General features: G+C 59.7%; 23 protein-coding genes and 1 pseudogene. 12 read left to right on the top strand and 12 right to left on the bottom strand.

Going from position 1 to position 22,008, the window contains the following annotated elements:
• The 3 genes from ACVWZF_RS06125 to ACVWZF_RS06115 form a co-directional block, all read right to left on the bottom strand.
• On the bottom strand, positions 1–77 hold a 77-nt coding region (locus ACVWZF_RS06125; protein WP_414381514.1), incomplete at its 3' end, for a helix-turn-helix domain-containing protein.
• A 140-nt stretch (positions 78–217) separates the two neighbouring features.
• Positions 218–583 carry a response regulator gene (locus tag ACVWZF_RS06120; RefSeq protein WP_011432017.1) on the bottom strand — a complete coding sequence of 122 codons (366 nt, stop codon included), beginning with the start codon at positions 581–583 and terminating at the stop codon, positions 218–220.
• Between the two features lie 276 nt (positions 584–859).
• The gene (locus ACVWZF_RS06115; RefSeq protein ID WP_011432015.1) at positions 860–1,807 is read right to left on the bottom strand and encodes an NAD(P)H-dependent glycerol-3-phosphate dehydrogenase; all 948 of its coding nucleotides are present in this window, start codon (positions 1,805–1,807) and stop codon (positions 860–862) included.
• A 142-nt stretch (positions 1,808–1,949) separates the two neighbouring features.
• Between ACVWZF_RS06115 and ACVWZF_RS06110 the strand changes: the two genes are divergently transcribed.
• Together ACVWZF_RS06110 and gcvH are read left to right on the top strand one after the other, a co-directional pair.
• On the top strand, positions 1,950–2,855 hold the full coding sequence (locus tag ACVWZF_RS06110) for an alpha/beta fold hydrolase (protein ID WP_011432014.1): 906 nt from the start codon (positions 1,950–1,952) through the stop codon (positions 2,853–2,855).
• 81 nt (positions 2,856–2,936) lie between these two features.
• Positions 2,937–3,326 (top strand): glycine cleavage system protein GcvH, encoded by a 390-nt coding sequence (gcvH, locus tag ACVWZF_RS06105; protein ID WP_011432013.1) that lies wholly within the window; start codon positions 2,937–2,939, stop codon positions 3,324–3,326.
• A gap of 21 nt (positions 3,327–3,347) precedes the next feature.
• Here the strand turns inward: gcvH and ACVWZF_RS06100 are convergent, their stop codons facing one another.
• On the bottom strand, positions 3,348–4,259 hold the full coding sequence (locus ACVWZF_RS06100) for a diguanylate cyclase (RefSeq protein ID WP_148202676.1): 912 nt from the start codon (positions 4,257–4,259) through the stop codon (positions 3,348–3,350).
• A 431-nt stretch (positions 4,260–4,690) separates the two neighbouring features.
• Here ACVWZF_RS06100 and ACVWZF_RS06095 point away from each other — a divergent pair, with 431 nt between their 5' ends.
• Positions 4,691–5,122 carry a DUF3119 family protein gene (locus ACVWZF_RS06095; protein ID WP_011432011.1) on the top strand — a complete coding sequence of 144 codons (432 nt, stop codon included), beginning with the start codon at positions 4,691–4,693 and terminating at the stop codon, positions 5,120–5,122.
• Positions 5,119–5,919 carry a peptidoglycan editing factor PgeF gene (gene pgeF, locus ACVWZF_RS06090; protein WP_011432010.1) on the top strand — a complete coding sequence of 267 codons (801 nt, stop codon included), beginning with the start codon at positions 5,119–5,121 and terminating at the stop codon, positions 5,917–5,919. The genes ACVWZF_RS06095 and pgeF overlap by 4 nt, the downstream gene beginning before the upstream one ends.
• A 108-nt stretch (positions 5,920–6,027) precedes the next feature.
• Here pgeF and ACVWZF_RS06085 read toward each other — a convergent pair.
• Positions 6,028–6,211: pseudogene (locus tag ACVWZF_RS06085) on the bottom strand (hypothetical protein); the annotation flags it as partial.
• A gap of 472 nt (positions 6,212–6,683) precedes the next feature.
• Between ACVWZF_RS06085 and ACVWZF_RS06080 the strand changes: the two are divergent.
• The 5 genes from ACVWZF_RS06080 to ACVWZF_RS06060 all read left to right on the top strand — a co-directional run bounded on the left by ACVWZF_RS06080 (position 6,684) and on the right by ACVWZF_RS06060 (position 11,169).
• Entirely contained in the window at positions 6,684–7,112 is a 429-nt protein-coding gene (locus ACVWZF_RS06080) for a DUF6464 family protein (protein WP_369791761.1), read from the top strand.
• Positions 7,109–7,816: an orotidine-5'-phosphate decarboxylase gene (gene pyrF, locus ACVWZF_RS06075; protein WP_011432008.1), complete on the top strand. Its 708-nt coding sequence runs from the start codon at positions 7,109–7,111 to the stop codon at positions 7,814–7,816. Before ACVWZF_RS06080 ends, pyrF begins: the two co-directional genes overlap by 4 nt.
• Positions 7,817–7,953: 137 nt before the next feature.
• Positions 7,954–8,535: a hypothetical protein gene (locus tag ACVWZF_RS06070; protein WP_238376960.1), complete on the top strand. Its 582-nt coding sequence runs from the start codon at positions 7,954–7,956 to the stop codon at positions 8,533–8,535.
• 347 nt (positions 8,536–8,882) lie between these two features.
• A complete protein-coding gene (locus ACVWZF_RS06065) occupies positions 8,883–9,857 on the top strand; it encodes a hypothetical protein (RefSeq protein WP_011432006.1) in 975 nt (324 codons plus the stop codon).
• Between the two features lie 22 nt (positions 9,858–9,879).
• A complete protein-coding gene (locus tag ACVWZF_RS06060) occupies positions 9,880–11,169 on the top strand; it encodes an aminotransferase-like domain-containing protein (RefSeq protein WP_011432005.1) in 1,290 nt (429 codons plus the stop codon).
• 23 nt (positions 11,170–11,192) lie between these two features.
• Here ACVWZF_RS06060 and ACVWZF_RS06055 read toward each other — a convergent pair whose 3' ends face one another.
• Positions 11,193–11,444 carry a hypothetical protein gene (locus ACVWZF_RS06055; RefSeq protein ID WP_187147256.1) on the bottom strand — a complete coding sequence of 84 codons (252 nt, stop codon included), beginning with the start codon at positions 11,442–11,444 and terminating at the stop codon, positions 11,193–11,195.
• Between the two features lie 123 nt (positions 11,445–11,567).
• Positions 11,568–11,840 (bottom strand): tellurite resistance TerB family protein, encoded by a 273-nt coding sequence (locus ACVWZF_RS06050; RefSeq protein ID WP_041436116.1) that lies wholly within the window; start codon positions 11,838–11,840, stop codon positions 11,568–11,570.
• A 249-nt stretch (positions 11,841–12,089) separates the two neighbouring features.
• Here ACVWZF_RS06050 and ACVWZF_RS06045 point away from each other — a divergent pair, with 249 nt between their 5' ends.
• Positions 12,090–13,217 (top strand): iron-containing alcohol dehydrogenase family protein, encoded by a 1,128-nt coding sequence (locus ACVWZF_RS06045; protein WP_011432004.1) that lies wholly within the window; start codon positions 12,090–12,092, stop codon positions 13,215–13,217.
• Between the two features lie 24 nt (positions 13,218–13,241).
• Here the strand turns inward: ACVWZF_RS06045 and ACVWZF_RS06040 are convergent, their stop codons facing one another.
• From ACVWZF_RS06040 to ACVWZF_RS06030, 3 genes are all read right to left on the bottom strand, one after another.
• A complete protein-coding gene (locus ACVWZF_RS06040) occupies positions 13,242–14,183 on the bottom strand; it encodes a DMT family transporter (RefSeq protein WP_238376852.1) in 942 nt (313 codons plus the stop codon).
• Positions 14,184–14,431: 248 nt separating this feature from the next.
• Positions 14,432–15,553 (bottom strand): glycosyltransferase family 9 protein, encoded by a 1,122-nt coding sequence (locus ACVWZF_RS06035; protein WP_011432002.1) that lies wholly within the window; start codon positions 15,551–15,553, stop codon positions 14,432–14,434.
• 127 nt (positions 15,554–15,680) lie between these two features.
• The gene (locus ACVWZF_RS06030) at positions 15,681–16,487 is read right to left on the bottom strand and encodes a hypothetical protein (protein ID WP_148202674.1); all 807 of its coding nucleotides are present in this window, start codon (positions 16,485–16,487) and stop codon (positions 15,681–15,683) included.
• A gap of 453 nt (positions 16,488–16,940) precedes the next feature.
• Between ACVWZF_RS06030 and ACVWZF_RS06025 the strand changes: the two genes are divergently transcribed.
• Positions 16,941–18,221 (top strand): DUF4912 domain-containing protein, encoded by a 1,281-nt coding sequence (locus ACVWZF_RS06025; RefSeq protein ID WP_011432000.1) that lies wholly within the window; start codon positions 16,941–16,943, stop codon positions 18,219–18,221.
• A gap of 372 nt (positions 18,222–18,593) precedes the next feature.
• Here ACVWZF_RS06025 and ACVWZF_RS06020 read toward each other — a convergent pair whose 3' ends face one another.
• On the bottom strand, positions 18,594–19,634 hold the full coding sequence (locus ACVWZF_RS06020) for an anthranilate phosphoribosyltransferase family protein (protein WP_011431999.1): 1,041 nt from the start codon (positions 19,632–19,634) through the stop codon (positions 18,594–18,596).
• A gap of 113 nt (positions 19,635–19,747) precedes the next feature.
• Positions 19,748–20,713 carry a LysR family transcriptional regulator gene (locus tag ACVWZF_RS06015; protein ID WP_011431998.1) on the bottom strand — a complete coding sequence of 322 codons (966 nt, stop codon included), beginning with the start codon at positions 20,711–20,713 and terminating at the stop codon, positions 19,748–19,750.
• A 124-nt stretch (positions 20,714–20,837) separates the two neighbouring features.
• On the opposite strand from ACVWZF_RS06015, the gene ACVWZF_RS06010 reads away from it, so the two are divergent.
• Entirely contained in the window at positions 20,838–21,989 is a 1,152-nt protein-coding gene (locus ACVWZF_RS06010; RefSeq protein ID WP_457395882.1) for a serine hydrolase domain-containing protein, read from the top strand.
• Positions 21,990–22,008: the final 19 nt, after the last annotated feature.

Genomic DNA, 22,008 nt, shown 5'->3' with positions numbered 1-22,008 from the left:
CCAGCAAAGCGGCGCATCTGCCGTTCCTGCTGGCTGTTGGGCAGCAATTCGTACTTGAAGGCTTGAAGTCGTTGCACCGCTCAATCGTATTCTTGACCTATGCGTGATGACAACGATATTCACATGGCCGGCACTGCGTTTTTAAAGGGCGTCGGCTATGGTCGGCGCTATCCTTCCCTGCCCTGAAGGACGGGGCTTGCCGCGCCTTTTGGTCAACTCAAGACAATTGGGCAGCAACGGCTTTCAGCAGGCGTTTCTGGTCAACGGGCTTCGTCAGATAGGCATCGGAGCCAAAACATAGCCCCTGTTCAATCTCTTCGGGAGAGATTTTCGAGGAGAGAAAGACGAAGGGGATGTGAGCTGTAGACTGATCCCATCTCAGGGCATCCAGCACCCCATAGCCGTTCAGCTTGGGCATCACCACATCGCACAACACCAAGTCGGGCATCAGGGTGCGCACCATCTGCAAGCCCTCTTCTCCATCGGTGGCCGCCACCGTGTCGTACCCCGCTCTTTGCAACACCTTCTGCAGGTAGGTACGGATGGAGGGTTCGTCTTCAATCACCAGGATGCGTTTGGACATAACTTTGTAAAAAATTAAACAAAGACCTGGCCCAACCTGTCGGGCCTACTGTCCGCCTTCCCGGAGCCAGAGAGATCCGAGTTGATGCAAGAACAAGTCGAAGAACTACAGCTGCAGCATAGGGAAACTCTGGAAAAAAAAACTCCGCCAAATCGCTCATTCTGGGATCTCCCTGCTCTGCAAAAATCCTGATAGAGTGCGGAACAACTTTCCTCATCCGCAGATTTGCGGTTATGCCAGAAACCCCCCTCCTCCTTTGGGAGAAGTGAAGGCAGCCTATTCCGAAGTCAGTTGACGTTCCATCAGGCGGGTGAGGGCGGCGGTGGGGGTGGTCTGCCCTTGCAACAACAGATGCACTTCCTGGGTGATGGGCACCTGAATGCCGTGCTGGGCAGCGATCTCGACCACGACGGGAGCGGTGTAAACCCCTTCGGCGGTGCCCTCGATCTCCGCCAAAATCTGCGACAAGGGTTGGCCCTGGCCTAGCCCGTAGCCCACTCGGTAGTTGCGGCTCAAGCGGCTGTGGCAGGTGGCCAGCAGATCCCCCAACCCCGACAGGCCGTTGAAGGTTTCTGCCCGTGCCCCCAGCTTGGATCCCACCCGGATCATCTCTGCCAGGCCGCGGGTAACCAGAGCCGCACGGGCATTGGCCCCCAGTTGCAAGCCATCACACACGCCAACAGCGATGGCGATAACATTTTTCAGGGTGCCGCCTAGCTCCACTCCCAGCGGATCGCTGCTGGTATAGAGGCGGAACCGCTCCGAGGAAAGGGCATACTGCACCTGCACAGCGGCCCAGGGATCCCGGCTGGCCACCACTGCCGCTGCCGGCAAGCCTTGGCGGATCTCCGCCGAAAGATTAGGCCCCGAAAGCACTACCAGAGGCTGCTCCGGGAAAGTGGCCCCCCAGATTTGGGTAGGGGTCAGAAGCTGCAGTGGATCCAACCCTTTGGTGGCCGAGACCAAAATTGCCTGCGGTGGGATCCCCACCTGGCGCACCGCTTCCACCACAGGGCGTACCCCCGCCATAGAGACGGCTGAGATGAGGATTTGGGATCCCTGGAGCACTTCTGCCAAATCCAGGCCCTTGCGGCGATTCCAAACCCGCACCCGGTGCCCTTGCCCCTGAGCCAGCATCGCCAGGGTACTTCCCCAAGCCCCGGCTCCCAAAATGGCAACGCTTTGCGGGGATGTTGGGCTTTGGCCTTCTGCGCTAGTGTTCATCTAATCTGTTCACCCGCAGACTTTCTCTTAAGCTTTCTTCGTAGGATGCCTCTCAAAAAGCCTGCGCCGGCAAAGGGAAGACCGGCGACAAAGGTTAGTATGGGTGGATACCAAATCATGGGTTAGCTCGAGAGCAGACGACATGGCAGAAGCAGGGATCCCCCGCCTTCCTCCTGAGGTAGCCGCCAAGATGGGAACCTGGCAGCACGGGTATGCCCTTACCAATGGCATTCAACTGCACTACGTCACCCAAGGGGAAGGGGAGCTGGCGATCTTGTTGCACGGTTTCCCGGAGTTTTGGTACTCCTGGCGGCATCAGATTCCGGTGTTGGCGCAGCGGTTTCGCGTGGTGGCACCCGATATGCGCGGCTACAACGATTCCGACAAACCGGATCACGGCTATGACCTGGATACCCTTACCGAGGATATTCGCGGCTTGCTGAGCCACTTTGGGGCCCGAAGAGCGGTGGTCGTAGCCCACGATTGGGGGGGAGCCATTGCCTGGCACTGGGCGCAATTTTTTCCTGAGGAGATTCGCAAGCTGGCCGTCCTCAATTCTCCCCATCCGGCCTGCTTTCGCCGTGAATTCTTGAGCAACTTGGATCAACTGCGCCGCAGTTGGTACCTGTTCTTTTTTCAATTGCCTTGGCTGCCAGAGTGGGTGCTGCAGTGGGATTTGGGAGATTGGGTGCGCCGCATTTTCCAGGAAACCTCGGTGCGCAAAAGCGCCTTCACCCGCCACGACCTCAAGCTCTACCAAGAGGCCCTCTCCAAACCCAAGGTTCTCACCTCTGCCCTCAACTACTACCGCCAGCTGTTTAACCTGCCCACCTTGCAGAACCTGTTTTTGCAGCCCATGCGGCAGATCCTCGCCCCCACCCTGCTGATTTGGGGAGAAGAAGACTTTGCCCTCAGCCGCGAGCTAACCGAGGGGATGGATCCCTTTTTCCCCAACGGCCTGCGCAAGGAGTACATCCCCGAATGCGGCCATTGGGCGCAGCAGGAAGCTCCGCAAACGGTCAATCGGCTGCTGATGGAGTTTCTCTAGCGGGCCGGGCTTGGGATCCGCTCTTTACCATCTTCAAGGGTTGACCCTAGAATAATCCACTGAGTTTATGGGAGAACCGGCATGGCCCTGGAGTATCCATCCCATCTGCGCTACGTGGACACCCACGAGTACATCCATGTTGAGGATGATATTGCGGTGATTGGGATCACGGCTTATGCCGTCGATCAACTGGGGGATATCGTTTTCGTGGGCTTGCCCGAAGAAGGGACAGAGATTGAAAAAGGGGAAAGCTTTGGCTCGGTGGAATCGGTCAAAGCCGTCGAAGATCTCTATGCCCCTCTTTCTGGAGAGGTGGTGGCCGTGAATACAGCGGTGGTGGAGAGCCCCGAAAGCCTTGCCGACGATCCCTATGGCGATGGCTGGCTGATCAAGGTGCGCATTGCCAACCCCGAAGACTTGGAAGACACCATGAGTGCCGAAGCCTATGCCAGCTTGGTAGAGGGATCCTAAACTCCAGCAGTTGGCCCTGAACTACAGCAAAGTCTCTCGGTTACCCCCCTCAGCTTTGGCTTGGTAGAGGGCCTTGTCGGCAGCAGCCAGCAGACTTTGTGGGTCAGTTCCCTCTCCCAGCTCCAGCAGAGAGGCGATGCCCACACTGCAGCTTAGGGAGATGGTCTCCGTCCCCGCCTGCACCAACAGGGTCTGGACAGCCTGCCGCAAGCGTTCTGCCAGCCCTAGGATCTGCGAGTTCGGGATCCCGCGCACCAGCAGGGCAAACTCATCGCCCCCCAAGCGGGCCACCAGATCGTCTTGGCGAACGTGAGCTTGCAATCGCCGCGCCACCTGGATTAAGGTTTGATCCCCAGCCCAGTGCCCCCAGCGGTCGTTGATTTGCTTAAACCCATCCAAATCCAGATAGAGCACGTGGAGGGGAATGCGATGGCGAAGGGCAAAGGGGATCTCCAGCTCCAGTTGCTTCAGGAAAAAACGTCGGTTATACAGACCGGTTAGCGGGTCATAGAGGGCAGCAGTGGCCATTTGCAAAAAGAAGGCTTCTTCTGCCGCGTCGTAGTAGGCAAACTTGAGGGTGCTGGCCCCCACTTGAATGCGATCTCCATCCTTCAGGAGAACGCGGCTGACGCGCTCGCCGTTAACATATGTGCCGTTGAGGCTCTCCAGGTCGGTGAGGACATAACCCTCACTTTCTCTTTCCAGCCGACAGTGCTGCCGGGAGACGGCGTGATCCAAGAGCTGAATGTCCGCGCGGTGGCTGCGCCCCAAAACTCCACCCCTCGCCAAGGGAAACGTCATGCCCACATTGGCGCCGCTGAGCACCGTTAGAAAGGCCGCAGTTGCCTCAGGCTGGGGTCTGCGCTCGTAAAACTCCAAGGGGATCTGAGTGGTTGGCTCCTCTGGCAACTGAGAGAGAGGGTCGAGAGGCATGGAGAGGCCCAACGAATTGTGCGGGTTAGCAGTAAGCACTCGTTATATCCGTATTATGTCGGTTTTCCCCAGGCCGTGTTTGGGTGAGCGAGGGATGTCTCGCCGGTTCTGATCTGTAAACTTGCGGAACTCTGGAGTTTATCGTATACCATCGCACGCGGTGAGGCCCTCAGTTGAGAGCTACGCGAGGATTCCATCCCGCCTGCGCGGTTGTATCGGCCAGCTGTGGGAAGAAGCTCAATGGCAAACCCCAATTTCCCCAGGATCCCAAGTATTTTTCGGGATAACTCAAAAAACGGGTTCGGTTTGCCCCTCGTTCCCTGATTTCGAGAAGAGGCTCTCTCCTCTATGTCCTACAGATCCTCTGACTTCTGAAGAGTTGCCGAGGCGGCCTAGAATGGGTCTGGGATCCCTGAGAGGAGGAGTGGGGCATGATCAGGCCCAATTCTGCCCATCTATTGACTCCGGATTTTCGCCTCAGCCTGTCGGTGTTGGCTTTGGCGGTGCCGCTGTTCTGGCTTTCGTTTTGGGCGGGGCTAGGGGTGGGCCTGTTTGGCCTGTTTTTGATGGTGCAGACCTCTCTGATCGGTCTGGCCTTTACCAGGACGGCGCTGCAGGTCTACAGCGGCTCCAAGCGCATCCGCGAGTTTCCCTACAGCGAGTGGCAGGATTGGCAAATTTTCTGGCCGCCGCTGCCGGTGTTGTTCTTTTTCCGAGAAACCAAAAGCATTCATTTTTTGCCGATGCTGTTTAACCCTGCCGAGCTAAAGATGTGTTTGGAAGAGCGGGTGGGTCATCTCCACGCCCAACATCGGTCTCAAGGATCCCCGCCGATTGCTGGTCCGGGTAGCTCCCGCCGATGAGTGGCTCCGCCTTGTGGGTTTGGCAGCAGGCAGAGAGATGGCGCTGGCTGGAGTGTCAGCTTTTGGCGGAGTGGCCTCACGCTTTTGGCTCTCGCCAAGGTCATCCCCATCCCCCGTCTCAGTTGGCCGCCCGGCTGCAACTGCCCCCTGAACAGGCCGCGTGGGGCCATCAGGTGCATGGCTGCAACTGGGTTTGGGCAGATGGGATCACCGAAACCTTTGGACACAAACGAGAGCAGGACTGCTCTGTTGGTCAAGAGATCTCTACCCGTTCTCAGGCAGATGCGGTCATTGCCCGCCGCCAAGGAGATTCTGCCTGGGTCTGCACCGCTGACTGTGTGCCGATTTTGGTGGCCAGTCGAGAATGGGTGGCGGCCATTCACGCCGGGTGGAGAGGCACTGCTGCGGGGATCTTGTCCAAGGTGCTGCAGGAGTTTTTACAGGCGGGGATCCCTGCTGCTGGGATCCGCGTGGCCATCGGGCCTTCCATTTCGGGGTCGGTCTATCAGGTGTCAGAAGCGGTGGCGGAGCTGGTGCTGAACAGTTTACCCCCGGGGCTGGATGCCCGCGCCGCCCTGTTGCCCGATCCTCTGCCTGGCAAGGTTCGCCTGGATCTGCGCTGGGTCAACGGTGCCCAAGCCCAAGCCAAAGGGATCCCCCCTGAACACATTGCCGTCAGCCCCCATTGCACCCTCAGCCAACCCCAAGATTTCTTTTCCTACCGCCGCGATGGATCCCTGAAGGATGAGCAGGGCCGTCATTGCGTGCAGTGGTCGGGAATCGGCCTGCGGTCGTAGGCAGACTTGACCCAGTTCTGCCCGGAGGAACGGGAAGTAGTGGCTATAATTGCGCTCAAGACAGGGCTGATACATTTACGCTGAACACTGCTGAACATCACCGTTCAACTATGCAGCGATAGCATTCTGTTTGTTTCCAAACAGAATGGCGGTATCCCGCAAAGCTTTGAGTAGAACACCCAAAGCGCAGTTTCCGTGTCATCTTACTACCAATTTTCTGCTTTGCTTTGGCTACCATGTTGGCAGACTCGAAAGTAAACAGAAAGATCAACTGGTAGTAATCCGTACTGAACATATTATACATTATTTTCAGTATAGTTGAGCTTATTATTGACTAGAGTCATGCTCTATCTAACTACTGGAGATCCCATGGTTTACCGCGCTGTTTTCTGGGGATTAGCTGGGATGGCTTTGGCTTTCTCTCTCGCTTTCCTTGAGGAGGCTAACGCTCAAACCTCGCTGACTGGCATCAACCGTGACAGCGTACTGCAACTGAACCTTGGGTCGGGACGCAGCCTCCCTCGGGTACCTGTGGGCGGTTCAGGTTCTGAGGAGGGCCGGGATCCTGCTGCTCCTTCGGCGCAAATGTGGGCAGAGTGGCATATTCGCGCCAATGTCTGCACCGGAAACCTCTCCACAGAAGAACTGGCGGAGCTGTTTCCATTGGTGAATCAAGCTCTAGTGGATGCCGTTTGCCGGGGAGGAAGTTAAAGGTTGCCCAGGCTGGCGGTAAGGTGAAGAAGGAGCCTCTAGGTCGCTGCTGCATGGATTTTGAGAAACTTTTGGAGGAATGGGTTGCAGCCTTTGCCCAAGTGGCCGAAGAAAGTTTGGCCTCTTTGGAGACTGCCCTGATGGAGCTGGCAGAGCACTTGGCTGTGCCTTTACAGGAAACCCTTAGGCAGTGGGAAGCCCTCTGGAATCTGGAGGAGGAAGTGGAGCTGGAGCCTGAGCCAGAACCCTTTGAGGAAACCCTCAACCCTTCTGGCGAATCTTTCACCACCAGTCGTTTCTTCGTCAGCCCGATAGGATTTGGGGGTGTGGTTGTTTACACTTACGTGGCTTCGCCGCCAGAATACATCGGGGATCCCACCTGCCGCTACAATGCCCATTCTCCAGAGTTGCGCTGCGCCGTCAACCCCTGCGGCCCCTGTGAGGGCTGTCCCCACTACGAGCCTCGGAATGAGCCCCGATGAAGGGTGACCGCCTGATTGTTGCGCTGGATACTCCTTCTCAAGAGCAGGCTTTGGAGTGGGTGGACTCCTTGCCGCAGGTGCTGTGGTGGAAGGTGGGTCTGGAGTTGTTCACTGCTGCGGGTTCTTCCATCCTGCAGGCTCTCAAGGAAAGGGGCAAGCGCATTTTCCTGGATTTGAAGCTGCACGACATTCCCCACACGGTGGGGAGGGCTACGGAGGTGGCCGTCGGCTATGGAGTGGATCTGCTCACCGTCCATGCCGCCGGTGGCAGTGCTATGTTGCGCTCAGCCGTGGCAGCCGCCCAGGGCAGTTCTTGTCGGCTGTTGGCGGTTACCCTCTTAACCAGCATCAGCCCCCCGCAGGTGCGACAGGAACTGGGCATCGAGATGGATCCCGCCGACTATGTGTTGCATTTGGCCCGGCTGGCTCAAGCTCAAGGCTTTACTGGACTGGTTTGCTCTCCTCAGGAGGTCTCGCGGTTGCGCCAAGCTTTGGGGCCGGAGGTTTTGCTGGTTACTCCCGGGATCCGTCTGGGCCAAGCCAAGGCGGGGGATGGAGACGAGGATCAACAGCGCATCTGCACGCCCGACGAAGCTCTGCGGGCAGGAGCCGATTATCTGGTGGTGGGCCGCCCCATCACCGCTTCTCCCGATCCCGTGGCCGCCTTGCGGCGCTTCCAAGCCTTGTGGGATGCTGCTAGCTGAGAGGGTGGGGAGATGGTTTGGCCTGATGTTGTCCTGGTGGTTCTGTGATGCAACGATACCATAGGCTTGTCCGGTGGATCCCTGAAAAAAGGCCGGCTGGATCCGGCAGGAGGCGTTGGCTAGGAGTCGGTTTGTCGGTGGTTTTGGGCCTGGTCAGCACTCCTGGGCGCGTTAGGGGTGCGGAGCATTTCGTTCCGGCAAGAGGGGAAACTTGCCTGGCTGCTCCTCAGGTTTGGGCTGAGGCTCTAACGGAGCAGTTGCCTTTGTTTCTCAATCTGGCCTTGAGCCGCTCCCGCTCTGAGTTTCAGGTTGTGCTGGTGGGGAAGCCGGAGGTTGAAATGCTCTCTCCAGGGTCTCCGGCCCGCTTACGCCAACAGGAGCTGGCTCCGGTTTTGCCGGACACCGCAACTGCTTCTCCAGAAGCTTTTCGGCTGTATTTCACCACGTTGGAGCGCCGCTTGGTCTTGGCAACCCCTGCGGAAAGCAGCGCCAACCCCTTGGCCGGTCGGCGTAGCGAAACTCTGCAACTGGCCTACGAGGCTTATGTCCTGCGGGCTAACCCTGGGGATCCCTGGCGGTTGGTGCGTCTGCAGGTAACCGGATCGGGGATCCCCATTCGCGATGTCACGAATGGACTCACTGCCCAGGCCATCCGCCGCTGGCAACAGTCGGGTTGCCCCTTGACGGGCGATCTAGAGTTGACTAGACCTTCTCTCTAGCGGCGCGGAGCGCTTTGCGTCAGCATGAGTGCGGGAGTATGTCACGCGGGGAGATTCTCTTTTGGAAGTAACGAAGGGGCACTTTTTCTCCCCAACCGGCCAAGAGTAGAGGGCGTCGGATGTTCTGCTGCCGGTCGAGGGCCCACCCCGTGTAGGGATAGTGCTCTGCACTGCTCATGCGAACAGGCTAGGGTGTACCCATGAAGTTTCCCCCCGCCACACCCCGCCCGGGCAGGCGGCTGCCCCGCGGCTCATTTCCCCACCTGGGGTCGTCCAACAGGGACAACCATCGCCGTCGGCGTTTGGTTGGTTTTGGTTTCATGGGCCACTGGCTGCTATGGGGAGGGATGGGCCTTCTTTTGGGGCAGCGACTCCGCTCTTGGGGGCAACCGGCTCCTCTGCAGTGGTGGCGCGTTTTGCCGGTGAGCAGTTCTGAGGGATCCCTGACTTTTGTCCAACCGGAACTGCCTCTCTACCACTCGTTCGCGTCAGTGGTGCGGAGCACTTTTGCAGACGGGCTACTGCCCTGGTTGGCTCAGGGAACCGGGATCTCGGCTGAAGGGATCCTGCACATCTTCTCAGCTATGGCCTGCTTGGCCATTCTGCTGTTGTGCTGGAGCTGGGGCAACTTCTGGAGTGCCGGTCTATGGGGACTCAGCCCCTGGGTGTTGACCCAAGGGTTGGAGCCAGGCAGCGAGATTTTGGGCAGCCTGGTTTTGCTTTGCAGTTGTGGTGTTGGGCCGGGATCCACCTTGCGCTGGTGGGGTCTGGCCTTAGCTTGTGCCCTGTCTTATAAGGTTTGGCCCTTGGCTCTGCTCTGGGCGGGGCTGTGGACGAGCCAGCAGTGGCCACGGCAACCGTTGCGTTCGCGTCAGCGGCTCGGAATATCAGGACTGCTTTTGCTGCTGCTGGTGATGGGGCTTTCCTGGCTGGGACGGTTTAATTTGCCGGCTACCTCTGCTGAGGTGATTCCCCATCCTCTCAGCTCCCAAGGTGGCTTGGCCGTTTTGGCTACTTTGATGCTGCCCTTGGGGTTGAGCTTGGTGCGGCTGGGCTGGCCTTGGGCGGAACGGCAACAAGCCCTGCTCAGCTTGGCCGGCTTGGGCCATGTCCTCTGGGTGGGAGTGCTGGCAGCAGTGTTTTGGGATCCCCAAGTGAACACCCTGCAGCAAAGTGCTCGCTGGGGTTTGGTGGTGCTCCCCTTCCTATGCCTGAGCGCCGGCGGCGTCTTGGCTGAGATCCCCTACCGGAGCTGGCGGCGGGTTTTGGGATCCCTACTCCTGGGCAGTTCTTTCTTGTTATCGTGGCAGGCATTGGCCTAAGGTATTCTTTCTCTTGCTTGCCATGACCCAGACCTCGTCCGCATCGGCACCGCGTAGCACTTCGCGGCCCTTGTTGCAAACCCTTTTTGCCCAACGGGCTCAGGCTGTGATCCCTTCTCCTTTCGGGGCGGAGATCCCAGGGGCGGTGCCAGTGGTTACCAGTTTTACCTTTGGGCTGGCGGATCCGCGCCTGTTTCCCAAGGCCGACTTGGCGCGGGCCACGGCGGAGGTGTTGGCAGAGGATGGGGACAATGCCCTCAATTACGGCGGCACGTTTGCCGGGCTGATCGACGTGGTGCTGCAGTTGATGCGGGATAGAGGGGTAGAGGCCCAGCCGGAAAACCTACTGATCGGCTATGGCTCTGGGCAGATCCTCGGCCTGTTGCCTCAGGTCTTCGTGGAGCCGGGGGATGTAGTCATTGTGGAAGGGCCCACCTTCATGGGGGCTGTCAGCCGTTTTGCGGCGGCAGGAGCGCGTCTGATCTCGATTCCGGTAGATGGGGAAGGCATGGTGGTGGATCGCCTGGAAGAGGTGCTGCGCGATCTGGCTCGCCAAGGGATCCGCCCCCGATTTGTCTATACCATTCCCACCTTCCAAAACCCCAAAGGCTGCACCCTCTCTGGGCCACGGCGGCAGAAATTGGTGCAGTTGGCAGCTGAGTACGGTGTGGTGGTGGTGGAGGACGAGGCCTACTACGACCTGCGCTTTGCCGGGGATCCCTTGCCCAGTTTGGCTGCGCTGGATCGGGAAGGCTGGGTTCTGCACGTGGGCACCTTCTCCAAGATTGTGGTGCCGGGAGTACGGGTGGGCTGGGCCTGTGGTCACCCTGAGATCATCCGCCGCTTGGAGATGTTTCGCAGCGAGGGATCCCTGGGGCCCTTTCTGGGCCGGGTGGTGGCCCGCTATTGCGGGGAGGGCCGTCTGCAAAGCCACATTCAACTCCTCACCCGTCGCTACCGAGAAAAGTGCCAGGTGATGCTGGAGGCCATCGCTCAATATTTTCCGCCCGAAGTCAAGGTGGAGGCCCCTGGGGGTGGATTTTTCGTTTGGTGTGAGCTACCCCCTTTCCTAAGCGCCAGCACCTTGTTGCAGGCTACCCGTGCCCTGGGGGTCACCTTCCTGCCGGGCACCCACTGCTTTGCCGACGGCCAAGGAGACCATGCTCTGCGCCTGGCCTTCAGCTATCAACCCGAGGAGCGCATTGTCAGTGGGATCCAGACCATTGGGGAACAACTGTACAGACTGATACACTCTTGCGCCAGCGGTGCGGAGCAGCAAGGGAAGGAGCTCTCCAAAAGCATGGATCCTTGAAGCCCAGAGCGCAGATTTCCCGCTCACCTGCCCCCCACAGCCTTGGCCACGCGCCGGAAAAATTGCCCAACGCCCTTCACCAGGTTAGGTGCAGCTTCTGGACGAGCCGGGATCCCTGCCATGAGGGTGTAGTAGTCATCCAAGAGGGTGTGCTCTTCTGGAGAGACCGTGTTGTCGGCCATCATCAGGTTGCCGATTGCTCCCAAAAGTTGCATGCGCTCGGTTTCGCTGGCCTGGGCTAGATAATCGGCCATCCAGCGCTCGGTTTGCTCCATCGGGATGGGCTCTTGGATCAGCTAGAAATCGCAGGAGCCCCGCACTGTACCCGTAGGGTCGGTGTCGAGAGGAAAGTCCGCCTCCATGGTTATAATTGTACTGCGGACACCAGAAACGGTTGTTTAAGGCACTGGTAACGGTCGATTGGGGGTGCTGTAAACCACCCCAGAGGCTCGTGGTTGGCTTGCCAACTGCAGGGCTACCGAAAGCCCGCCCTGTACTGCGAAGGTCAGGGTCGGGTAGTTTACTTCTCGCAGCTCGGTATCGTGCTCCAAACCATAGCGGCGCAGCAGGGATCCCAAGTAGGCCAATTCCTGGGGTTCCAAATGCCCATCGGCCCAAGCAGAGCCGGCCACAATTTTGAGCATGAGCTGATGTTGAGTTGTGGGGTTCATGGTGGGATCCCTTGCTGAGAACTGTTGTCGCTACGCGACACTTCTGCGAACGTGTCAGGGGGCCAGAGACCTTAGAGGCTGCAGAGTTGAGGGGATGAACAGCTTAACTATAGCCAGACCTTGGGTGAGCCATCTGCGTTCGCGCCAGCGGTGCGCAGCCCTTTTTGCGGCTAGGATCGTTATCTGTATTCACGGACACTGAGCTACCGCGATAGCGGGACGGAGTCCTTTTTCTCGCCCATTCTTGCAATGCTAAGCGCCTCTCCTTGCCAATTGGATCTTGCCATTCCGGCCCCAGGTCGGCTGTACCGCGGCAGCGGCATTCTGGAAGCTGTGCCCCTTGCGGTACTGGGATCCCGTGTGCTGGTGATCGGGGGGGAACGCTCCTTGGCTGTGGTTGAGTCCCCTCTGCAGCGCAATTTCGCGCGGGATCCCGCCCTCCAAGTTCACTGGACTACCTACGGGGTAGATTGCAGCGAGTCGGAGCTGGCGCGTTTGCAGGCGCTAGCCATGGCGGAGTCCACAACCGGCATCTTGGGGGTAGGCGGGGGCAAGGCTCTGGATACGGCCAAGCTGGTGGCCCACCGGCTGCGGATCCCCGTGGTTACCGTGCCCACCTCTGCTGCCACCTGTGCCGCCTGGAGTGCCCTATCCAATATCTACTCCAACAGCGGCGCTTTTCAGCGGGATGTGGCCTTGGATCAGGCCCCAGCCGCCTTGATCTTGGACTACGACCTCATTCGTCAGGCTCCCCCTCGCACCTTGGTAGCCGGGATCGGAGATGCCTTGGCTAAGTGGTACGAGTCTTCCGTCAGCAGCGGCAGTTCAGAAGATGCCCTGGTGATTGGCGCTGTGCAGCAGGCCCGCGTCCTGCGGGATTTGCTCCTCCAGCAATCGGCGGCGGCCTTGAGGGAGCCGGGCGGAACCGCTTGGAAGCAGGTGGTGGATGCCTGCATCTGCCTGGCGGGGATCGTCGGCGGCATGGGTGGGGCTAAGTGTCGCACCGTGGCCGCCCACGCTGTCCACAACGGGCTAACCCACTTGTCGGGGCACCGGGCCACCCTGCACGGCGAGAAGGTGGCTTTCGGCATTTTGGCCCAGCTCCGCCTAGAAGAGATCCTGCAGGGAAGCCAGTTGGCGCTGGCAGCACGTACCCAGTTGCTGGAGTTCTACCGCCAGGTGGGGCTGCCCCTCAACTTGCGGGATCTCAAGCTAGGTCACTTGGGATCCGCCGACCTGCTGCATGCTGCCCAAGTGGCCTGCCAGCCAGGATCCGACATCCACCACCTGCCCTTCCCCGTCAGTCCAGAAGCCCTGTTGGTGGCCCTTACCACCACAGACCTGACCAGCTCCAGCCCTGTTCTCCCTCGGCTGTAAGTCCTGGCAGAGGATATCTGTCTGCTATCCAACTCCGCCGGTACGGGCCTGGGTCGGCATTGTGGGCAGGCGGGCTTCGCCGTAGGCTCCAGAGGTGGCGCCCACCAAGATCAAGGCTCCGCCCATCCAAGTCCACCCATCCGGGATCTCGGCAAACACCCAAAACCCGATTAGGCTGGCCCAGAGCAGACGGGAGAAATCCAGAGGCAGCAGCATCGTCACCTCAGCCAGCTTGTAGGCCTGGGCGAGGGCCACCTGGCCAATGCTGCCCAGTAGCCCCATGGCCACCATCCACAGCCACTGCTCAGGAGAAGGCCAGGTCCAAACCCAGACGGCAGCCAGAAAGGAAAGGGGGGTCTGCAGCAGGCCCATGTAGGCCGTAATCGTGAGGCTGGACTCGGTGCGGGAGAGGATCTTGAGCACGATGGTCACCCAGGCAAAGAGTGCTGCCGCCCCCAAGGCCAGCCCTGTTCCCAGAGAAAACTCTCGGAAGCCTGGCCTCAACATCACCAAAGCCCCGGCAAACCCCAGGCCCAATCCCAGCCAGCGGGACGAGCGCATCTGCTCGCCCAACACCCATACCGCCATCGTGCCGGCAAACAAAAGTTGAACAAAGCTCAGCGCCGTAGCTTCTGCCAGAGGCAACAGGCTGGCTGCCCAAAAGGAGAGCAACATCCCCACCGTGCTGATCGCCGAGCGCAGGAGGTAAAACTCCATCTTGGCGGTGTGCAGAGACTGGATCCCAGCCCGCAACACCAGCGGCGACAGGGCGAGAAACCCGAATAGGTTGCGCAAAAACACAATCTGAAAGGGGTGAAGGGCGGGAGTGTTGAGCCGGATGATCGCGCCTAAACAGGCAAAGCAAGCAGTGGCCAGCAGCTTCAGGGCAACTCCTTGCCAGAGCCTTATTTTTCCCCACTCTGCAAAGCGGCTCAGCTGGTGGCGATACCACATCTCCAAAGTCACAGCTCACACCCAAATGGTTTAGGCACTAAGTTTTCAGCCTTGAACTCTCAGCTTAAACGGACTTCCAGGGATCCGAACTGCGCCCCTGGGCACTCCTTGCTGCCCACCGGCCCCCCTGATTCCCAGGGGGAAAAAGATGGGGATCCCAAGACATGGCCATTTCAAGTAGCCATGAAACAACTCACCCCGTCGCTCCATAGCTCCCCTCTCTCTTTGGGAGAGGGGCTGGGGGTGAGGGCGTGGAACCTCTAGGTTTGCTTGAGAATCTCTTTCAAGTAGCCGATGACCGTTTCCGGCTTGAGATGGGCCATACAGGGATGACCCTCCACCAGGCAGGTTTCGTTTTTGAACTTGTTCTCTGCGCAGACCCGGCACTTGTAGGCGGTTTGGGTGAGATAGACGTGGGGCAGACGAGGAGCCCACAGTCGCACCGGGCTGGCCCCATCCCCATCGGCATCGTTGCCAAACAGGGCAATGGTGGGACAGCCCACTGCCGCCGCGATGTGCATCGGCCCCGCATCCACGGAGATACACACCCGCGCCCGCTTCAGGGCCCCCGCCAGCTCCATGAGGCTGGTTTTGCCCCGCAGGTCAACCATTCCCGTTTGGGCCAGCAGTTCGTCTTCGCTGCTGCCGCCGTGGTAGAGGGATCGCTGCAGCTCCGGCGCGCTGCCGATTAGCCCCACCTGCAGGCCCTGGCCTTGGCACCACTGGATCACCTGCCGCCAGTACTCCAGAGGCCACATCTTGGCGCGGCGGGTAGTGGTGATGTGCACCAAAACCTCTGGCACCGGAAAACCGGGATCCCGGCTGGGCAGCTCCAGGCGGAAAAAATCCGTCTCCACGTACGCCAGGCGACAGAAGATTTCGGCGATGTAGTTGCTGGTGAGGATCCCTTTGTAGCGCTGCAGAAACTCCAGGCCGTTCCAGTCGTCATCCTGGAGCATGCGCTGTACCGGGTCGGAGCCGGGGTCCAACTTGCGGCGAAAATCCAGAGTCAAGCCGGCCCCGGCAATGTACTGGGGGCGCAGGGCCGTTACCGCCACCAGGTTGAGCTCGCTAAACTCGTCGCAATTGATGGCCAAGTCGTAGGGGCCGGCCTGGGTCACCCGTTCTCGCACAGCAGCGGTCAGGGCCTCGAGGTAATCGGGACGACGGCTGTAGAGAGGAAAGCTGAAGTCGATGTAGGGGCAGTGGAGCTCAAAGTCGCGGGTAATCTCGCTGCCAAAAAAATCCAGCACACAGCCGGGGTATTTTTCCTTGAGGCCCCGCAACAGCGGGATGGTAACCACAAAATTGCCCACCTTGCTGGAGGAAAACACCGCCAGGTGGGGATGTTCCCGCAGAGGTTGGTTGGCAAACCGTTGCATAAGGCTGGGATCCCCAGGAAGATATCAACCCCGCTGGAGGTGGTGCGGGTGGTGCAGACAGAGCACTTTTGCTAGGCTAGCATTCCTCTGTCCTGTGCTTTGATGGCCATGCTGGGATCCCTGGGCCTCAGGGGAGACTGGCTTGGCTGCCATCCCAGATGACCACCACAGCAAAGCGATCCAGAAAGCCATCTGTCGCATTCATCTGGCGCAGACTAAAAGCATCTTCGGCGGAAATCACCAGGTCGTAGCCCAGGGTGCGGATGGCACGAATGCGGTGAGGCCGTTCCCCGATGCGGTTCACCAGTGAGCGGGCCTGCTCTTCCGAGGTGGCATAGGCAGCTGTGCCCTCGCTGCCCACAAAAGCCGCGTTGAGGTCTTGGCCAAGAGTAACGGGGGTATAGACTTGATTGCCATCGGGATCAAACAAGCGCATTGACTGGCTAGGCAAGAAATCCAAGCCTCGTGCATCCACAATCAACCCTGTCACTTGCGGTTCCCGCCGCTGGGATCCCGCCTCCAGACCCGTTCCGCCCCCTGGCCCTTGGCCTGTGCCCACCCCTGAGCCAGGACTGGCTCCGCGCACCCCACTCTGGCCGCTGCCCGGCCCGATCACTTCCCCCTGCCGGGATCCAGAGCCACTGCCGCCAGGGCTGGTGCCGAACTGCCGCAACAGATCCAGATCGAAAACCGGGCCTTCTGCCACTTCTCCATGGCCGGGTTGGGCCGGCTGGACTTTTGGATCGGCTTGATCTGTTTGTGGGAGCGGAACAGAATCCTGGGTTACTGGACGCCAGGGCGTTGCTTCAGAAGCGGGCAGGGTAGGGGATCCCCCTTGCAAGCGGTAAAGGGGAGGAAACAGCGTTTGGGCATCCACAGCTTCCACCGGCAAGACCGGCCCCGCCAGCAGGATCCCCAGTGCTGCCCAGCTCACTTGGATCCGTATGCCTTGAATCCTATACTTCCACCACCTCATGCCCACACCTCTTGGCCTCAAAACCTGCGGCCCGCTCGGCAACCGCTCATCCTCCCTCATGCTACCCAGGCAGGGCCGGTTCGGCAGGGGATCCCGCGCAGTCTTCCCCTTGGCTTGAGAGCAGCTGGGGCTCCTGGCCTCTCCCTAAAGGTGGGTCGGAGAACAAGAGATTGATCCCCAGCGATCCCCAGGGTCTTGACCGACAGGCAAAAATACGCAAACATGGGTTCATCATTCTTGATGATCCCCGTTGATCCCCACCTGTGGTCATCAGCGGCTGGAGAGCCCGAGGCAAGCCGATACATCAGCAGGTTCAAGTTGTCCTCAGAACCACAAGCTGGGATCGGCCCATAGGACAAAAGCTGGAGCATTGCACGAAGCCCGATTTGTCGAAGACAGGAGACCCCGACCATGCCACAAGAGCGGATCCCGTTGGAAGAAATGACCATCCGGCAGTTGCGGGAAGAAGCTGCCCGCTATCAGATCCCCAAGTACAGCCGCATGACCAAAGACCAGCTGATTGAGGCCATTCGAGAGGCCCAAGTCAAAGCTGGCCGCCCTGTCGATGCCATGCCGGAGCCCAAGGGGCAAGAATCGGTCACCCAAACGAAGTTTAGGGGTCAAGAGGTTGCCGGCAAGACGGATCTGGCCGATGTGGACAAAGGGCTGGGGGATCTGCCGGAGGGCTATGGGGAAAGCCGCATCGTTTTGCTGCCGCGGGATCCCCAGTGGGCCTACGCCTATTGGGATGTGCCCAACGAGGCTAAAGAAAGCAAGCGCCGCGAGGGCGGCCAACAGTTGGCGCTGCGCCTCTACGATGTGACGGATATCGATTTCAGCTACCAGCCGGCCCACAGCATGCAGGAGTACCCCTGTGACGAGTTGGCGCGGGAGTGGTATTTGCCGATCCCGGTGAGCGATCGTTCCTACATTGTGGAAATTGGCTACCGGACGGCAGATGGCCGCTGGCTGATGTTGGCCCGCTCGGCGGCGGTGATGGTGCCGCCAGTCTTTCCCTCCGACTGGTTTGAAGAGCACTTCCTGACAGTGCCCTTCGACATGGCTCTGCAGGGCCGCACCCTTTACCAGCTCAGCGAGCCCTACAAGCGCAGCGCCACCGGCATGGGCGTGGTGGACTACAAAGGCGATGAGCCGCAGCAGGGTGCCACGGTCGATCCCTTCCTGGAAATGGTGGGTGGCTTTGAGGCGATGCGGGTGGCGGGATCCCTGTTTGGCAGCCACCAGATGGGCAGCCGCCAATTGGTGCCCGAGCAGGCCATCAGCTCGTTTATCATCCCCTCGGGTGTGGGCATGATGGGGATGGCCATGGCGGAGGTGCCCGCTGCTCCCTGGATGGCTTCAGGATCCGGCCTGGGCCTGTTCTCGGGGGCTTCCGAAGTGCTGCCGCAGCGCTCTCGCAAGTTCTGGTTGGTGGCCGATGCCGAGCTGATTGTCTATGGGGCCACAGAGCCGGATGCCACCGTTACCATTGGCGGGCGCAAGATCCAGCTCAACCCCGATGGCACCTTCCGCTTCCACATGGCTTTCCCAGACGGCAACATCGACTTCCCCATCTTTGCGGTGGCTGCCGATGGCGAGCAAAACCGGGAGATCCACATGACCTTCGACCGCCGCACCCTCTCCCGCCGCACCAACACCAAAGAAGAGGCCATCGAAGAGTTGTTGCCCTGAAGGATCCAACCTTTCCCTTCTTGCCCCCTGGAGCTGGCCGGGGGGCTTTTTTCCCTGGGCTGGAGAGCTTGACTCCAGCCATCAAAACAGGGGATGCCAGTCCTAGGAGAGCATGACTCTAGTCAATAATAAGCTCAACTATACTGAAAATAATGTATAATATGTTCAGTACGGATTACTACCAGTTGATCTTTCTGTTTACTTTCGAGTCTGCCAACATGGTAGCCAAAGCAAAGCAGAAAATTGGTAGTAAGACGACACGGAAACTGCGCTTTGGGTATTCTACTCAAAGCTTTGCGGGATACCGCCATTCTGTTTGGAAACAAACAGAATGCTATCGCTGCATAGTTGAACAGTGATGTTCAGCAGTGTTCAGCGTAAATGTATCAGGTCGATCACCCGGATCAGTTGTTTCAGCTTCTCCATCACCCGTCCAGAGCGAAGCAGGTCTTCCGCCTGTTGGATCCCTTCTGGCAAGGATGGGGCGTGGCCGAGGAGCCACAGATAGCTACCCCCATTCCAGAGAACGGCTGGGGTGAGTTCACAGGGATCCCCGCTGAGCACCTGCTGCATCTGTTGGAGCAGCTCTTTCTCGCCGGAGAAGGGAATCTCCGGGCCTGCCAAGTGGCAATCTCTGGCCTTCAAGAGCAGCCGTTTCCCGCCCTGGTTGAGAATGGCCGCCCGTTCCCGCGGCAGGTCGCAACTGCCTTCCAAACCTTTGACGGTGGTAAATTGCCGGATCTCCCGCAGGGCAAACAGCTCCAGCATCGTGGCCTCGGTGGGAGGATGCACATAGCCGGCCACCAGGTGAAAGGGGCCTTGGTAGGGCGTCCAGACCAGTTCCAAGGTGGCCAAGGGGGGGCGCTTGCCGATTTGATCCCGGTAGTCCATCAGAGCCTGAGCCTGGGGAAAACAGGTGGGCAAATACAAAAATCCCAGCCCGGTTTGTTCCAGCAGTTGCCCCACCCGCTCCAGGGATAGCCCTCGCCAATCCACCCCCAAGCTCCGCCACACCGCTTCCAAGGGCAGCCCATACTTGGTGGGACAGAAGCCAGAGCCATGCAGCAAAACGGCTGACCCTGCCGCCGCCAGCAGCAAAGCCACCAGCACCCCCAGCGGCGCAGTCCGCGAGCGGCCATCGTAGGGATGGCCAAAGATGATCAAGGGATGGGGCAAATCCCGTTGGGGCAGAAGAGGGCCGTCTTCTGCGTAGGCATCCAACATACCGGCCAGCTCTTCGGCAGTGGGGCGCTTGATGCGGTGGGCAATTAAAAAAGCCCCGATCTGGGCGGGAGTGGCCTCCCCCCGCAGGAGCATTCGAGCAGCGCTGGCGGCCTCTGCCCGGCTGAGATCCTGGTGGGTGTGGGTGCCGCTGCCGATTTTTTTCAACAGCTCGCGAAACTCTTGGCTCATAGCATCGGCGGTCGGGAGCGCTGGGCTACCCAAGTAGGGGGAGATAACGGCGGAACACTTGCAACTACCGATACAGGTATTTGACAACTTACAGAAATTTCTACAAAAAATCCCTACAGAACTGACAACAGCCCGGCAGAGGGCTGAGGGAAATGGGGATCTGTACCGGAAGCAGGCTCAACCTCAGACTGCCTGATAAGCTGGGCGGCCAACTGCAAAAACCGGCGAATGGGAGGGATCCGATAGCGATCGCTGGTGGTAACCATAACCACCTGTCGCCTCAAGAGGGGGGGCTCGGTGGGTCGCACCTGCAAATCCGGATCGGCGCAGCAGTCCACCAGGGCCGACTCCGGCAGGAGGGCAATGAGCTGCCCCTGTCGCACCACCCCCCGAAAGGCATCCAAGGTGTTCAGTTCCAGGGCTGCTTTCAGGGGAAGCCCCTGCCGGGCCAGATGGGATCCCACCAAGGAGCGCATGGCATAGCCATCCTTGAACACAGCCTGGGGATACTCCGCCAGCACCTTCCAGGGGATCCGCTCGTAGCGGCTGAGGGGATGGGTGGCGGGCATCAATACTTGAATTGGCTCGGAGTACAGTGGCTCCACCACCAGCTCTGCCCCCCGCGTCATCAGGGGGTTCTCCATCACCAGGGCCACATCCACCAGCCCATCCCTGAGCACCTTTAAGGCGCGGTCGCTGCCCAGAGCGGTAACCCGCAACTGCACCTCTGGATACTCCCGGCAAAACTGTTGCAGCACCGGCGGCAGTTGATGGGCGATCAGAGAATGGATCCCAGCAATGCAGAGCTCGGTTTGCTGGCCCTGCAGCCATTCTCGAATGCTTTCCTGAGCCCGCTGCCATTCTTGACAGATGCGACGGGCATGGGGCAAAAGCCGTTCCCCAGCTACGGTTAGAGCCACCGGGCTTTTGCGATGCAACAGCGGAGCGCCCACCGCTTCTTCCAGGGCCTGGATCTGGCGGCTAATAGCCGATTGGGTCAGACCGCTGAGGCGAGCAGCGGCCAAAAAGCTGCCCGTTTCCACCACGTTCAAAAAGGCTTGCAACAACTCCAGCCGCACCTGGGATCCCTTGATGATGTAGCCTGCCGTGGTGGCATCCTAGCTGGGGAAGCGGTAGGCTTTTGTAAACACCGTTACAAGTTGTTTGTTGGACTGGGGATCCCCAAGCCAGGAGGAGAAGCAGATGGGTTGGGATCCAGCCTTGCTGGAGGGGCTGCTCAACTCCGCCATTCCCCACCTTTTCCCCGCTGCCCAGGTGGTCATCCGCCACAAGGGAAGGTGTATCTACTCAAGGGCGGCAGGCCATCTCGACCCTGAGACCCGGCGCCAACCGACAACCTCGGCCACCCGTTTTGACCTGGCCTCGCTGACCAAGCTGTACACCGCCACCGCCTGCATGGCCCTGGTGGAAGCCGGAGCGTTGCTGCTGGATCAACCGGTCAGTCTCCTGTTGCCGGAGTTTCAGGGATCCCGCCCCATTGCCCCCTATGAAGATCCTCTGCAGCCGGGGAAATGGATTGCTGTGGAACCGGAATCCTTAGGCCAGCTTGTTGCAACAGAACAGGTGACGGTGCGACAGTTGCTGGCCCACACCGCCGGTTTGCCCGCCTGGCGGCCCCTGTTTCGACAGCCCGATGCCGAATCGGCCCGGCACATGGCCCTGCACACCTTTTTGGCCTACAGGCCGGGATCCCGCAGAGTCTACAGCGATCTTGGATTGATCCTGCTGGGGCTGGCTTTGGAACGTCTGAGCGGAACCCCTCTGGATCAGATCTTGCATGCCCGGATCTTGCGGCCTCTGGGCCTGAGCCAAACTCAGTTTTATCCAGGGGATCCCTTTGACCCATCCTCTGTCTCTGGCTCTTGTGCCCCCACCGAGCTGTGTCCTTGGCGAAAGCGCCGCCTGCAGGGGCAGGTTCACGACGAAAATGCCGCCCGCCTGGGCGGGATCGCCGGCCATGCCGGACTGTTTGCCACGGCAGAGGAAGTAGCCGCTTTCGGAGAGAGTTTTTTGACGGGATCCCTGTTGCAGCCGCAGACGGTGAGGGAAATGACCCGCGAGCAGTTGCCTCAGCAAGGGGATGCCCACCGCTGTCACGAGCGCCGGGGTTTGGGGTTTGCCTTGCGCTCTCCGGATCCCTTGGCCAGCAGCTCCCCGTTCAGCCCCAGCGCCTTCGGCCACACCGGCTTCACCGGAACCTCTCTGTGGATCGATCCAGAGCGGGAGCTGGTGGTGACGCTGCTCACCAACGCCGTCTACCACGGTCGGCAGGAGAACGGGTTCCAGGCTTTCCGGGTTGCCTTCCATCAGGCCATCCTAGAGGGGCTTTCTTGATCATTGAGTCCCTGACCGT

The organism is Thermostichus sp. OS-CIW-30 (assembly GCF_054060215.1).
The sequence above is the reverse complement of the archived record's forward strand: the minus strand, read 5'-3'. Positions and strand labels throughout refer to the sequence as shown.